This window comes from Stenotrophomonas sp. OVS01A, assembly GCF_019969775.1.
GTDB lineage: Bacteria > Pseudomonadota > Gammaproteobacteria > Xanthomonadales > Xanthomonadaceae > Stenotrophomonas > Stenotrophomonas indicatrix.
On record NZ_JAHXYV010000001.1, the window covers coordinates 1894919 to 1907953 of the forward strand.

Below are 13035 nucleotides of genomic sequence, written 5' to 3' on the forward strand. Positions count from 1 at the left end.
GCCCACCGGCATTCAGGTTGTGGCGTCGGAACGCTCCTGCCCTTGTGGCAATGAACGATTCGATGAAAAAGCTTCAAAAAAAGCTTCCACAAATGTGAACAGGCAGGTATGATAGGCGGCTCGGTAACACGGGGCCATAGCTCAGCTGGGAGAGCGCCTGCATGGCATGCAGGAGGTCAGCGGTTCGATCCCGCTTGGCTCCACCACTTTCGACATTAGGCCGTCGAGAGTTCTACAACTTGAAGTTTTTCGTGCGTCCCCATCGTCTAGAGGCCTAGGACATCACCCTTTCACGGTGGCGACCGGGGTTCGAATCCCCGTGGGGACGCCAGTTTCAAAGAGGACCCTGCTCCCAGCAGGAATCCTGGTTTCATGGGGCCATAGCTCAGCTGGGAGAGCGCCTGCATGGCATGCAGGAGGTCAGCGGTTCGATCCCGCTTGGCTCCACCACTTTCGGCATTAGGCCGTCGAGAGTTCTACAACTTGAAGTTTTTCGTGCGTCCCCATCGTCTAGAGGCCTAGGACATCACCCTTTCACGGTGGCGACCGGGGTTCGAATCCCCGTGGGGACGCCAATCTTTGAAACCCCGGCTTCGGCCGGGGTTTTTCTTTGCCTGCGATTCCCTGGTGACCGCGTTTCAGAACCGGCGATACATGCCGATCGAGGCTGGCGCGGTCGCCGCAAAGCCAAACTGCGCATACAGCCGATGTGCCTCGCCATCGGCCAACAGACTCACATACGCCGACGGCGGCAGGTTGCCCTGCATCCAGTCGCTCAGACGCTGCATCACCGCCTTGCCCAGACCCTGCCCCTGCAGGCGCGGCAGCACGGCGATATCGCAGACCTGCAGGTGGCAACCACCATCGCCGATGATCCGGCCCATCGCTACCAGCTCGCTGCCCTGGTAGGCACAGACACCGAAAACGGTATTGGGCAATGCCCGCGTCGCCGCCTCATGGGTCTTTGCACTGAGCCCGGCCAGCGCACGCAGCTGGCAGTAGTCCTCAACCGTAGGCACCGCCTGACGGAACTGGATCGTCTCTGGATCATTCATGCAACGTCTCCTGGAAGGTCGAGCTATCCTGCCGCATCCACGTCGCAGCCGCTGCGACCCATCTTCCGGCAGAGTCCAATGTGCTATTCCGCCCTGATCCGCGCCGACTACGCCAAGCTGGTGCGCGAGTTCGGCGCCGTCCTCTCCCTGGAGGAGTTCGCCGAACTCTATGCGCATGATCCCGGCAAGAAACGACCGAAAACGCCGAAAGCGATGGACGACGGATTTGCCGGTGCGCGCACCGAACTGGGCCGCGACATCGTGGCGAAGATCCAGCAATGGCATGCACAGGAGCGGCAGCAGCTGCAGGCTGAGCTGGAGCGGCAGCTTGAGCGTCGCGACATCGCCAATGCAACCCTGGCCACCCGTCCCACGCAGAAAGCACGCAATGACCTGCGCGTTGCCGGCAACCGCATCGACCGCGCGCAGGCACGTCTGGACGACCTGCATCGGGAACAGCTGCTGCCACGCGACAACCGTATTTTTCCTGGCACCTACGCGCCGGTGATGGTCAGCGAGAATGGCCGGCGCGTGATCAAGCCGATGCGCTATCAATGCCGGCTTCCGGACAAGCCCGCGCGCAACGATGTCCTCTATCCCGGCACCTACAATGCGCGGCGGGACAGCCTGGAAGGCTATTGGCGCGGAGCCTTCGGACTGCGCCACGGCGTGGTGGTGGTACAGGCCTTCTACGAGCACGTTCCTCGCCACGCCATTGCCGGCCGCACCCTGCACAACGACGAGAAGGAACAGGACGTGGTGCTGGAGTTCCGCCCTGATCCGCCGCGCGACTTGTTGCTGGCCTGCCTGTGGGCGGAATGGGAGGGCCCGGACGGACGCCTGCTGTCGTTCGCCACCATCACCGATGGACCGTCAATCGATGTTGCCGCTGCCGGCCATGACCGGGGTGTACTCCCGATCCGCGCCGAGCATCTGGACGCCTGGCTCAACCCGGACCCGGACAACCTGGCGGCGCAGTACGCCATCCTCGACGACCGCGAGGAGATCCGTTATGTCTACGAAGAAGCCGCCTGAGCGGTCGGATCAGGCGTTTGCGCTGGAGCGCCCCACTGCGCGGACCAATGCCTTGGACAGCTCCGCCGACAGATAGGGCTTGATCAACAGCACCCCCGATCGCATCGCGACCGGCAGTTGTTCGGCGGTCATGCCGGTGGCGAGCACGAACGGCACCCCGCGCGCGGCCAGCGCCGCAGCGACCGGTTCACTGGTCTCGTTGTGGGCCAACCGGTAATCCAGCAGGGCCACGTCAGGGTTGGCCTCTTCCAGCAGGCGCAGTGCCTCGGCAACGGACGCGGCAAGACCAACGACCAGAGCACCGGAATGCACCAGCTGCATCTGCAGCAGCGCCGCACTCATCTCGTCGTTCTCCACTACCAGCACCCGCAGGTCCTGCAACGCTGACATAGGCTATCGCTCCGTGCCTGTTAAGCGTTGCCAGTATAGCCAGCAGTCGGCCGATACCGACAATTTGAAGCCATTTCGGCCCCGTTCGCCCGCACCTCTATGAACGCCCGCCCGGCTCGGGTACACTAGCCCGCTGCTGCCGGTGTGGCGGAATGGTATACGCAGCTGACTCAAAATCAGCCGGGGGTGACCCCATGAAGGTTCGAGTCCTTTCACCGGCACCACGATAAAAGGCCAGGTCTACGACCTGGCCTTTGTCGTTTCCGGTCTTGCCCTGCCCGACCAACGCCGTCGACACTGGAGCGATGGCATCGCGCTCCGCTCCCTCCCTTCCCCCAGCGTTCCAGGCTCACCTGCGCGAACTGGTCCTTCCAGACGCGGTCGCCTGGTCGAACTACTTGTCGCTGCCGGGCGTGATCGAGCACACCAGCTGGGGCGATGTCTCTGTAGAGGCTCTGCAGCGGCAGATCGTCGACCATGCGCGCAACACACGATGCCGCCGCTGGGCGATCCTCGACAGTCACGATCAGTTGCTGGGCACCGTCGGCCTCAACGACATCGACATCGAGCACCACCGCGCGGAACTGGCCTACGACCTGTCCCCAGCCCACCAGGGACGCGGGCTGGCGACCGGGGCGGCGCACGCGGTCATCGCCTGGGCGCAGGCCGCACTAGGTTGCGTGCGCATCCAGGCCACCGTGCTCGACAGCAATCTGCGATCCATTGCCGTACTGGAACGGGCAGGCATGCAACGCGAGGGATTGCTGCAGTCCTATCGCCATGTCCGTGGACGGCCGCGCGATTTCTGGATGTATGCGCACACTCACCCGCGGCTGCACTGCGGCCAGGGCGAAGACCGCGCCCACCCATAAGCCAGCGCGCGCCGGCGCCCTACACCACCCGCAGCGCCGGGGAATGCACGCCATGGCCATGCCCTGCCCCCGCGTGCACACGGAACCCTGCCACCGTCTGCAGCAGCTGCGAAGACTGCTCTTCCATGCTGCGCGCGGCCGCTGAGGCCTCTTCCACCAGCGCTGCATTCTGCTGCGTGCCCTGATCGATCAGATCCACCGCGTGGTTCATCTGCTGGATGTCATCGCTCTGCTGTTGCGCAGCCGCACTGATCTCGGTCATCAGGTCGCTGACACGCCGCACGTCGACCACGATCTCGTCCATGGTCCGGCCGGCGCTCTCGACCTGCGCCGTTCCGGCACCGACGTTGGCAACAGACGCATCGATCAGCTGCTTGATTTCCTTTGCCGCACCCGCCGAGCGATGCGAGAGCTCGCGGATCTCGGTGGCAACCACGGCGAAACCACGACCATGCTCACCGGCACGCGCCGCTTCCACCGCCGCGTTCAATGCCAGGATGTTGGTCTGGAAGGCAATGCCATCGATCACACCAATGATGTCGACGATGCGACGCGAGGAAGCATTGATCACCTCCATCGTCGAGACCACGTCATGCACCACCTGGCCACCCCGTGCGGCCACATCGGCGGCGCCGCCGGCCAGTTGGCTGGCCTGGCGCGCGTTGGTCGCGGTGCGCTGCACGGTCTCGGCCAGCCCCTTCATCGACACGGCGGTTTCTTCCAGAGAGGCAGCCTGCTGTTCGGTACGCTGGGAAAGGTCGTTGTTGCCTTCGGCGATCTCGCTCGCACCGACCGCAATGGTGTCTGCGGCGAACTTGATCTGACCGATGATGGCCGCCATCGCCTCGACCAGCGCGTTGACGCCACCGCATAGCTCGGCGATCGGGCCCGTCTTGTCGGCCATGCCGATGCTCCGGGTCAGGTCGCCCTCCTTTGCCGACGCCACCACTTCGCGCGTCTGCGCGACGGCGCGCTGCATGGCCTGGCTCTCATGCACCTGTGCGGTGATGTCGGTGGCGTACTTGACGACCTTGAACGGCCGGCCACCGGCATCAAGGATCGGGTTGTACGACGCCTGGATCCACACTTCACGACCACCTTTGCCCAGCCGCCGGTACTGGCCTGCGTCGTACTCGCCGGAGCCGAGTTTTTCCCAGAACCGCCGATACTCGACACTGGCCCGGTAGTCGGGCTCGACGAACAACGAATGATGCTGGCCACGCACCTCTTCCAGCGTATAGCCGGTGGCGGCCAGGAAGTTCGCATTGGCCGCCAGGATGCGGCCATCCATGCTGAACTCGATCACCGCCTGCGATTTGTCGATGGCGGCCAGCTGCCCCGCCGATTCGGCTGCCTGCTGCTTCTGCGCGGTGATGTCGGTGGCGAACTTGACCACCTTGTACGGCCGACCGTGCTGGTCAAGCACTGGGTTGTAGGAGGCCTGGATCCAGATTTCGCGCCCGCCCTTGCCGAAGCGCCGGTACTGACCTGCATCGAACTCACCGCGGCCCAGCCGCGCCCAGAAGTCGCGGTATCCGGTGCTGCGCGCGTCCTCGGGATCGACGAACAGGGAATGATGCCTGCCCTGGATCTCATCCAGGCGATATCCCACTGCCTGCAGGAAGTTGTCATTGGCCTGCAGGATGGTGCCGTCGAGGGCGAACTCGATGACCGCCTGCACCCGGTGCAATGCGGCCACCTGGGCCTCAAGCTCGACGTGCCGCCGATGCTGCTCGGCCACCTCCGTGGCGCGGCGCTGCATGCCCAACACCCCCTGCAGCGCGCGCAGGGGAGACCAACGGGTGAGCACTTCGGCCGGCGCCTGAGCACCTTCCATGGAGCCTGAAATAAGCATCGTCTGATCCTCGGTGTCCGGGTAGCGGTTGCGACCCGCCGGGCGGGATGCCCGGCGGCAACTTCGATTGCCTGGGACGTGCAGACGCCGACCGGCGTCACTCGAGCGACTGGCAGAAAACAGTACGGCAGCTGCGATCGTCATCAAACAGCGGCGGAGCACACGGCACGGGCCGCCCATCGGAGGCAGCCTCGGGTCCGGCGGCGGGAGCCTGCAGCGGGCTCCAGAGAAGGTAACGGCGCGACGGCCAGCAACTTTAGGGGGCCAGCCCCTGGTCGGCAGCGCGCCGCAGAACCCAGCGCAGCAGCATCGTTGCCAGCACCGCCGGCAGGTAGCCCAGACTGCCGCAGACGACCAGCAGGGACGGCCCCGCCAGCGGCCCGCCTCCGCCCAGGATCCAGCTGCGGGTGGCGAGGATGTACAGCGCGAACGGCACCAGCAGCAACGGTGCCAGCCGCAACAGCTGCCACCGCCACCTACCCGGCCCGATCCAGCCGGCCAGTGCACCCAGCACGGCACCTGCAGCTGAGATGGTGGCGATTTCATCCATGACGCGCTTCCGGAAGTCTTCCAGCCACCATTCTGGACCAGCGCCGACGGAAAGGGGATGCGGCAGGCACGCAGAAGGTTGCAATGACCATCGGGACATCCCTTGCCTGCGCGCTGCCGGCAGCATGCGCCCACTGAATGGATTTTTCCTGGGAGGCAGCATGCTTCGACGCTTGAACGCCATCATCTTCCTCAGCCTGTGCAGTGCCGGCGCATTGGCCAGCGACGCGGGCTTCCGCCCCAGCTTCCATCCCGACCAGCTGAAGGGGCCACCCGCCGGTCGCCACAACGAAGTACTGGTGCTTGGGACAGCACATCTGTCGGAACTGCCAAAGACCTTCGAGCCGGCCATGCTGGAGCCGTTGTTGCAGCGCTTGGCACGTTGGCGCCCGGAGGCGATTGCCACCGAAAACCTGTCCGGCCTGCAGTGCGACTTCATGCGTCGCAATCCCAGCCGCTATGCCGAAAGCGTCGAAACCTACTGCTTCGACACCGACGCGGCCCGCGTCGCCACCGGCTTCGACGTGCCCAGCGCGAACGCCGAAATGGGACGCCTGCTGTCGGCATGGCCGGCAAGCCCGACAGCCGCGCAGCGTCGGCACTTGGCCGCGGTATTCCTGGCCGCTGGCGAGCGCGGATCGGCGCAGGTGCAATGGCTGCGTCTGCCTGTGCAGGACCGGATCGCCGGCGACGGCCTGGATGCTGCGCTGGTCGGGATTCTCGACAAGAGCCTGACCCGCCGCAATGAAACCAACCTGGTGGCGGCAGTCCTCGCTGCCCGCCTGGGCCTGGAACGCCTGTGGGCAGTGGACGACCACACCGCCGATTCGCCCACCCCGCCCGAGGACAAGAAGGCGGCACGCGAAGCGATGATGAAGGCCTGGGACAACCCGCACGCAAACGCACGGCTGGACGCCGACGAGCCGCTGTATGCCAACGTCGGCAAGGTCGGTGGCGTGCTGGACCTGTATCGCGCCTACAACCGCCCCGGCGTCGGCCTGCAGGCCTACCAGGCCGATTTCGGTGCTGCGCTGGTCGAACCCTCACCCCAGGGCTTTGGCCGCAACTATGTGGGCTACTGGGAAACCCGCAACCTGCGCATGGTCGCCAACATCCGCGAAGTGCTGGGCCAGCGCCCGGGAACGCGCCTGCTGGCCATCGTTGGCGCTTCGCACAAAGGCTACTACGAGGCCTACCTCAACATGATGCACGACGTGCAGCTGGTGGATGCCGAAGAGGTGCTGCGCTGAGGCCCGCACCTGATCAACGCAGCAGATCCGCTACCCACGTTGCTGCGCATCGCGACGCCCGGCGCGCCAGATCATCACGCTGGCAGCGACGATGCAGCCCAGCGTGACCAGCAGCATCAGCGCCACGCCCCACTGCACCACGGGGACCAGCATCCGGGCCTGCTGGTCGTTGCGCAGCTGCTCCAGCCGGAGCCAGCCGGAGAGAGCCAGGGACCAGCCGACAACGGCCGGCGCATAAGCACGGACTGCACTCAGGTTCCAGGACGTCATGTTGTTTTCCTGCCAAGGTGGGGCGTTGGCGCAGTATTCGCCGCGCCCCTCTCACAGGCTGAGATCAGCCGTCGCTGAGGTCGCCGCCGTCCACCGGCGAGCTACCGGGCAGTTCGCCGGTTTCGCCCTGCACCTGCACATTGTTGCGACCCATCGCCTTGGCCCGGTAGCACTGGGCATCGGCGGCGGCGACGGCCTGGTCCACGCTCATGCCGGCGGCAAGCGGTGCGATGCCGATGCTGGCGCCGATCCGCAGCTGGTGCTGGTCCCACGGAATGGACAGGTTGGCCAGGGTATGCAGCAACTCGCCGCCGATGCGCGCCGCTCGCCGCGGGCTGCACCCGGACAGGATCACCGCGAATTCGTCACCGCCCAGGCGGGCCACCACATCCGAGTCGCGTACACCATGGCGCAATACGCTGGCCACGGCCCACAGCACGGCGTCGCCGGCCAGATGACCAAAGGTATCGTTGACCGGCTTGAACCGGTCCAGATCGATGTACATCAGTGACGCCGCCTGCCCGGTCCGCTCGACCCGGGTGATCGCCTGCTGCAGATGCACTTCGAAGCCGCGGCGATTACCCAGTTCGGTCAGCGGGTCCATCTCCGCCAGGTGCCGTGCCTCGCGCTCGCGTGCGCGCTGCTGGGTGTCATCGCGCAGGACCCACACCGCACCACGCACCTGGCCCTCGTCGTCGCGAAGCCAGGCCCGGGTCAGGTCAACCGGCACCACGGCGGTGCCCATCTGCAGCAGCAGATCGGCATGCAGATCCACGGCGTTGCTTTCCGGATCCAGCAGCACGCTGACGTCGAGCTGCGATTGCGGTGCGTATTCGGTGGTCAACGACAGCACGTCCTGCACGAGATGCCCGGCCAGCGACAGCGCTCCATCGCCGGCAAGCATTCGCACGGCGGCCGCGTTGGCATATTCGATGTGGCCATCCAGGGCCACGCTGAGTACAAGGTCGGCAACCGCATCCAGGGTGATGCGGCTGCGCTGCTCGCTTTCGAACAGGCGCTGCTCGCTGCTGCGCTGGGCGCTGACATCCTGGATCTGCGACACGAAATGCAACGGTTCACCGCGCTCATTGCGTACCAGCGATACCGACAGCCGTGCCCAGATGGTGTTGCCCTCACGGCCCAGGTAACGCTTTTCAAGGTGATAGTGCGTGCGTCGCCCCGCCAGCAGGTCCTGCACCAGGGCCAGGTCGGTCTGCAGATCGGCCGGATGGGTCAACCGCTGGAAATCGACCTGCAGCAGTTCCTCGCGCGTGTAGCCGAGAATGCGGCACAGCGCATCGTTGACATCCAGCCAGCGCCCTTCCAGCGACACCAGCGCCATGCCCAATGCCGCCGAGGTGAACGCACCGGCGAACTTTTCCGCCGCAAGACGAGCCTCGGCGCGCGCCTGCAGGATCTCGGTGATGTCGATGGCCATGCCGACATAGCCGATGCGCTCGCCATTGGCGCCATCCATGCGGCTGATTGACAGGCGTACCTGGCGACGCTGACCGTCCTTGCGCAGCAGTGTCCACTGCCGCGAATACGTCTGGCCCTCGGCACGTGCACTGAGTGCCTCGAACACACCCGGAACCTGTCCATCGGCGGTCGCCAGCGGTCGCAGCCACGCCTGCAGTTCAACCGGGTCGTGGAAGGCATCCAGGCGGCGCTCACCCACTACTTCAGCGGCGGTGTAGCCGAGCAGGCGCTGCGCGCCGGTATTGAAAATGGTGATGATGCCATCGGTGTCGGTCGCGATCACCGCGACTTCGTCTGAAGCATCCACCATCGCCTGCAGGCGCTGCCGCATTTCGGCCGCGTCCTGGCGCGCCTGCTGCAGTTCGGTGACGTCGGCATGGGCGCCGGCCATCCACAGTGGCCTGCCCTGCCCGTCCCATTCGAATACCCGTCCGCGATCGTGGATCCAGATCCATTCGCCATTCCTGTGGCGCATCCGCAACAGGCAGACATAGTGGTCGGTGCGGCCATCGAAGTGGTCCTGCAGGGCCGCATCGGACAGCGCCAGATCATCCGGATGGACCAGCGCGATGAAGGTCTTCTGGCAGATCGGTTCAAGTTCGTCCAACCGGTAGCCGACGATCTCGGCCCACCGTTCGTTGACCCGCATCTGCCCGCTCTGGACGTTCCATTCCCAGGTGCCGGCCGCGGTGCCCTCGATGATCATCGCCAGGCGGCGGCGCTCTTCGGCCAGTTCCTGCAGCCGGCGCTCCAGCAGTGCGTTGCCGCTGTTGCCCTGATCGGCCATCAGCCGCCTCCCCTGCCGACGCAGCTGCCCGCAGGCCGTGGCGAGCCACAGCGGTCACGGAACAGCGCGGATGGTGCTGACGGCATGGCCTCCCCAGCGACAGCAGGGGCCCAGGCGCCCCTTCGGGCGCAAGTGTGCGCATTGCCGGGGAACATCGACAAGTCCCCCGCCCGGATCGCGCCGGGAGGGGGACGGCGGACTCAGCTGCGCTTGGCCCGGGCGAACGCCTCGGCCAGGGCATTGTTGGCTGGCGGCGCGGCCTGTGCCGGGCGTCCGCCATTGCCCGGGTTGCGCCCCTGGCCACGTCCCTGCCCGGGGTTGCCGGCGTCGCGGCGCGGCGCCTGCCCCTGGCTGCGTTCGTCACGGCTGCCCGGGCGGCTGGTGGCCTGGCCGGGCGTGTCGTCCAGACGACGGGTCAGGGCGATGCGCTTGCGCGGCACGTCCACCTCCAGCACCTTCACCTTGACGATGTCGCCGGCCTTGACCACGTCACGCGGATCCTTCACGTAGGTATCAGACAGCGCCGAGATGTGGATCAGGCCGTCCTGGTGCACGCCGATATCGACGAACGCACCGAACGCGGCCACGTTGCTGACCACGCCTTCCAGCACCATGCCCTCGCGCAGGTCCTTGATGTCCTCGACGCCATCGGCGAAACGGGCCGCCTTGAATTCCGGGCGCGGATCACGGCCCGGCTTTTCCAGTTCCTTGAGGATGTCGCGCACCGTCGGCACACCGAATGTCTCGTCGGTGAACTGCTCGGCCTTCAAGCCGCGCAGGAAACTGCCGTCGCCGATCAGCGCCTTGATCGGACGCGCGGTGCTGGCGACGATGCGCTCGACCACTGGATAGGCTTCCGGGTGCACCGACGATGCATCCAGCGGCTCATCGCCATCGGCGATACGCAGGAAACCTGCGCATTGCTCGAACGTCTTCTCGCCCAGGCGCGACACCTTCAGCAGGTCCTTGCGACGCTTGAACGGACCGTTGTCATCGCGGTGGCGCACGATGTTCTCGGCTACCGTCGACGACAGGCCCGAGACGCGCGACAGCAGTGCAGCCGACGCCGTGTTGACGTACACGCCGACGGCATTCACGCAGTCCTCCACGCGCGCATCCAGCGCACGCGCCAGGCGGTACTGATCCACGTCGTGCTGGTACTGCCCCACGCCGATCGCCTTCGGCTCGATCTTCACCAGTTCGGCAAGCGGGTCCTGCAGGCGACGCGCGATCGATACCGCACCACGGATCGACACGTCCAGGTCCGGGAATTCCCTGGCCGCCGTTTCCGACGCCGAATACACCGACGCCCCGGCTTCACTGACCACGATCTTCTGCGGCGCGTTCTCACCCAGCGCCTTGATGGCTTCACCGGCCAGCTTGTCGGTCTCGCGGCTGGCGGTGCCGTTGCCGATCGCGATCAGCTGCACGTTGTGCTTGGCACACAGCTGCTTGATCGTCTGCAGCGACTGCTCCCACTGCCGGCGGGGCTCGTGCGGGTAGATGGTGTCGGTGGCGACCAGCTTGCCCGTGGGGTCGACCACGGCAATCTTGCAGCCGGTGCGGATGCCCGGGTCCAGGCCCAGCACGCTTTTCGGGCCGGCCGGTGCGGCCAGCAGCAGATCCTTGAGGTTGTCACCGAACACCGCGATGGCTTCGGCCTCGGCTTTCTCGCGGGCCTGGTTGAACAGGTCCAGCAGCAGGTGCATGTGCAGCTTGGCCCGCCAGGTCAGGCGGCAGGCGTCCAGCAGCCAGCGATCAGCGGGGCGCCCCGCATCACGGATACCGGCGTTGTGCGCCACGCGCCCTTCGGCGTACTGATGTCCGGCCTCGGCATCCTTGCCTGGGTCCAGCTCCAGGAACAGGATCTCCTCGCGGCGCGCACGGAACAACGCCAGCAACCGGTGCGAGGGAATCTTCGCCAATGACTCGGCGTGCTCGAAATAATCGCGGTACTTGGCGCCCTCGGTTTCCTTGCCCTCGGCAACGCGGGCACGGATCACGCCCTGCTCGCTCAACCAGCTGCGCAGCTCGCCAACCAGCGTGGCGTCCTCGCCCCAGCGCTCCATCAGGATCGCGCGGGCACCTTCCAGCGCGGCCTTGGTATCGGCCACGCCCTTGTCGGCATCCACGAACGTGGCGGCAAAGACCTGCGGGTCCTGTGTCGGATCGCCCAACAGGCCGTCGGCCAACGGCTCCAGTCCTGCTTCGCGGGCGATCTGCGCGCGGGTGCGACGCTTGGGCTTGTACGGCAGGTACAGATCTTCCAACCGGCTCTTGGTGTCGGCGGCGAGGATCTCGTTGCGCAGCTCATCGCTGAGCTTGCCCTGCTCACCGATGCTGGCCAGCACCGCCGCACGGCGGTCTTCCAGTTCGCGCAGGTAGGTCAGGCGGGTTTCCAGGTTGCGCAACTGGGTGTCGTCCAGGCCGCCGGTGACTTCCTTGCGGTAGCGGGCGATGAACGGAACGCTGGCGCCTTCATCGAGCAGGCCGACAGCGGCGCTGACCTGGGGGGTCTGGGCACCGATTTCATCGGCGATGGTCTGGGCGATCTGCTGGGCGAGCTGGCGCTGGGCGTGCTTGGCGTCGTGCATTGTTTCCGGCCTGGGCCGCATTGCGGGAAAGGCCCATTCTTGCAATGCGCGGGCGGCAGGGACAAGGCGTTGACAGAGCGGCGGTTCAGGCGGTGGGTCCGGATGGGACGCCGGCATCCTGGCAAAGGGGGCTCGGACTGGCCCCGGGGCTGGGATGCCGGCGCGGACGCGCGATGGTGGAGCGCGTCCTGCCGCGTACTGCGAAGGTCAGCGGTAGTGGCGGGCGGCACGCTGCATGACGATGTCGTCACGCAGGCTCTCCAGCGCCATCAGGCGGACCTTGCCGACACCCTGCAGTTCCATGAACCGCTCCGTGTAGAACTCCGGCCCCAGCGCGGTATCGGCGCGGGATTTGCTGAAGCCGTAGGGCACCACGCCCTTCTCGCCATCCTTGCTACCACCGACATAAAGAACGATTGCCATGTGATGTCTTCCTCCAAATTGCTACTGCGTACTGCACACGATGAGCGGTACTTGTTGGCTCATCGGGATAGAGCTTACCGCGACCAAGCTGACTGGAACGTCACGAAGACTAATGACGATCGGTTGCATGCAGATGACTGCGGGATAGCAGCAGAATGCTTACGGATCTTTAACTTCCGGCTAACGAATCCGCGGGTTTCAGCCAACGGCGCAGCCCCTCGTGGGTGGGTGTGGTTGGTCGCGGAATGCAAAAGCCGCAGGTGGGTCGGCCGGGTTGGGTTCGCGGGGGACGCCGTGAATCCGTCCCTGGAGCAACTGTGTGCTGGAGGAGCGCCAGCCCTTCCGGTAAACGGGCACGGTAGTGCCGGCCGCTGGCCGGCAGCCTCAGGAGCAACGCCCTCTGGTGCGCTCAGGCGGGGATCGATCCGCCTTGAGCGTCACGCATACGGGCGTTGAGAATCACCAGCATCTTCCGC

At 65.8% G+C, this 13035-nt stretch carries 11 protein-coding genes and 5 tRNA genes; 8 read left to right on the forward strand and 8 right to left on the reverse strand.

Features of this window, described 5'->3' with window-relative positions; genetic code table 11:
• Positions 1–130: 130 nt before the first annotated feature.
• From LC407_RS08855 to LC407_RS08870, 4 genes are all read left to right on the forward strand, one after another.
• Positions 131–206 (forward strand) — tRNA-Ala (locus tag LC407_RS08855).
• A gap of 49 nt (positions 207–255) precedes the next feature.
• A tRNA-Glu gene (locus LC407_RS08860) sits at positions 256–331 on the forward strand.
• A gap of 43 nt (positions 332–374) precedes the next feature.
• Positions 375–450: transfer RNA gene (locus LC407_RS08865), tRNA-Ala, on the forward strand.
• 49 nt (positions 451–499) lie between these two features.
• Positions 500–575, forward strand: a tRNA-Glu gene (locus LC407_RS08870).
• A gap of 63 nt (positions 576–638) precedes the next feature.
• Here LC407_RS08870 and LC407_RS08875 read toward each other — a convergent pair.
• On the reverse strand, positions 639–1055 hold the full coding sequence (locus LC407_RS08875; protein WP_025879241.1) for a GNAT family N-acetyltransferase: 417 nt from the start codon (positions 1053–1055) through the stop codon (positions 639–641).
• Between the two features lie 78 nt (positions 1056–1133).
• Here LC407_RS08875 and LC407_RS08880 point away from each other — a divergent pair, with 78 nt between their 5' ends.
• Positions 1134–2090, forward strand: a complete 957-nt coding sequence (locus tag LC407_RS08880) for an SOS response-associated peptidase family protein (RefSeq protein ID WP_223482655.1) — start codon at positions 1134–1136, stop codon at positions 2088–2090.
• A 9-nt stretch (positions 2091–2099) separates the two neighbouring features.
• Here the strand turns inward: LC407_RS08880 and LC407_RS08885 are convergent, their stop codons facing one another.
• Positions 2100–2480: a response regulator gene (locus LC407_RS08885; RefSeq protein ID WP_093819161.1), complete on the reverse strand. Its 381-nt coding sequence runs from the start codon at positions 2478–2480 to the stop codon at positions 2100–2102.
• 138 nt (positions 2481–2618) lie between these two features.
• Here LC407_RS08885 and LC407_RS08890 point away from each other — a divergent pair.
• Together LC407_RS08890 and LC407_RS08895 are read left to right on the forward strand one after the other, a co-directional pair.
• A tRNA-Leu gene (locus tag LC407_RS08890) sits at positions 2619–2704 on the forward strand.
• An 81-nt stretch (positions 2705–2785) separates the two neighbouring features.
• Entirely contained in the window at positions 2786–3352 is a 567-nt protein-coding gene (locus LC407_RS08895; protein WP_223482656.1) for a GNAT family protein, read from the forward strand.
• Positions 3353–3371: 19 nt separating this feature from the next.
• On the opposite strand, the gene LC407_RS08900 is transcribed toward LC407_RS08895, so the two are convergent.
• Both LC407_RS08900 and LC407_RS08905 read right to left on the reverse strand, forming a co-directional pair.
• The gene (locus LC407_RS08900; RefSeq protein ID WP_223482657.1) at positions 3372–5207 is read right to left on the reverse strand and encodes a methyl-accepting chemotaxis protein; all 1836 of its coding nucleotides are present in this window, start codon (positions 5205–5207) and stop codon (positions 3372–3374) included.
• A 256-nt stretch (positions 5208–5463) separates the two neighbouring features.
• Complete coding sequence (locus LC407_RS08905; protein WP_223482658.1) at positions 5464–5757, reverse strand: hypothetical protein; 294 nt, start codon at positions 5755–5757, stop codon at positions 5464–5466.
• Between the two features lie 160 nt (positions 5758–5917).
• Here LC407_RS08905 and LC407_RS08910 point away from each other — a divergent pair, with 160 nt between their 5' ends.
• Entirely contained in the window at positions 5918–7006 is a 1089-nt protein-coding gene (locus tag LC407_RS08910) for a DUF5694 domain-containing protein (RefSeq protein ID WP_223482659.1), read from the forward strand.
• 30 nt (positions 7007–7036) lie between these two features.
• Here the strand turns inward: LC407_RS08910 and LC407_RS08915 are convergent, their stop codons facing one another.
• From LC407_RS08915 to LC407_RS08930, 4 genes are all read right to left on the reverse strand, one after another.
• Positions 7037–7276: a hypothetical protein gene (locus tag LC407_RS08915; RefSeq protein WP_025879248.1), complete on the reverse strand. Its 240-nt coding sequence runs from the start codon at positions 7274–7276 to the stop codon at positions 7037–7039.
• Positions 7277–7340: 64 nt separating this feature from the next.
• Entirely contained in the window at positions 7341–9542 is a 2202-nt protein-coding gene (locus LC407_RS08920; protein ID WP_223482660.1) for a PAS domain S-box protein, read from the reverse strand.
• 200 nt (positions 9543–9742) lie between these two features.
• Positions 9743–12136 (reverse strand): Tex family protein, encoded by a 2394-nt coding sequence (locus tag LC407_RS08925; protein ID WP_223482661.1) that lies wholly within the window; start codon positions 12134–12136, stop codon positions 9743–9745.
• Positions 12137–12343: 207 nt separating this feature from the next.
• A complete protein-coding gene (locus LC407_RS08930) occupies positions 12344–12559 on the reverse strand; it encodes a hypothetical protein (protein ID WP_025879252.1) in 216 nt (71 codons plus the stop codon).
• Between the last annotated feature and the right edge of the window lie 476 nt (positions 12560–13035).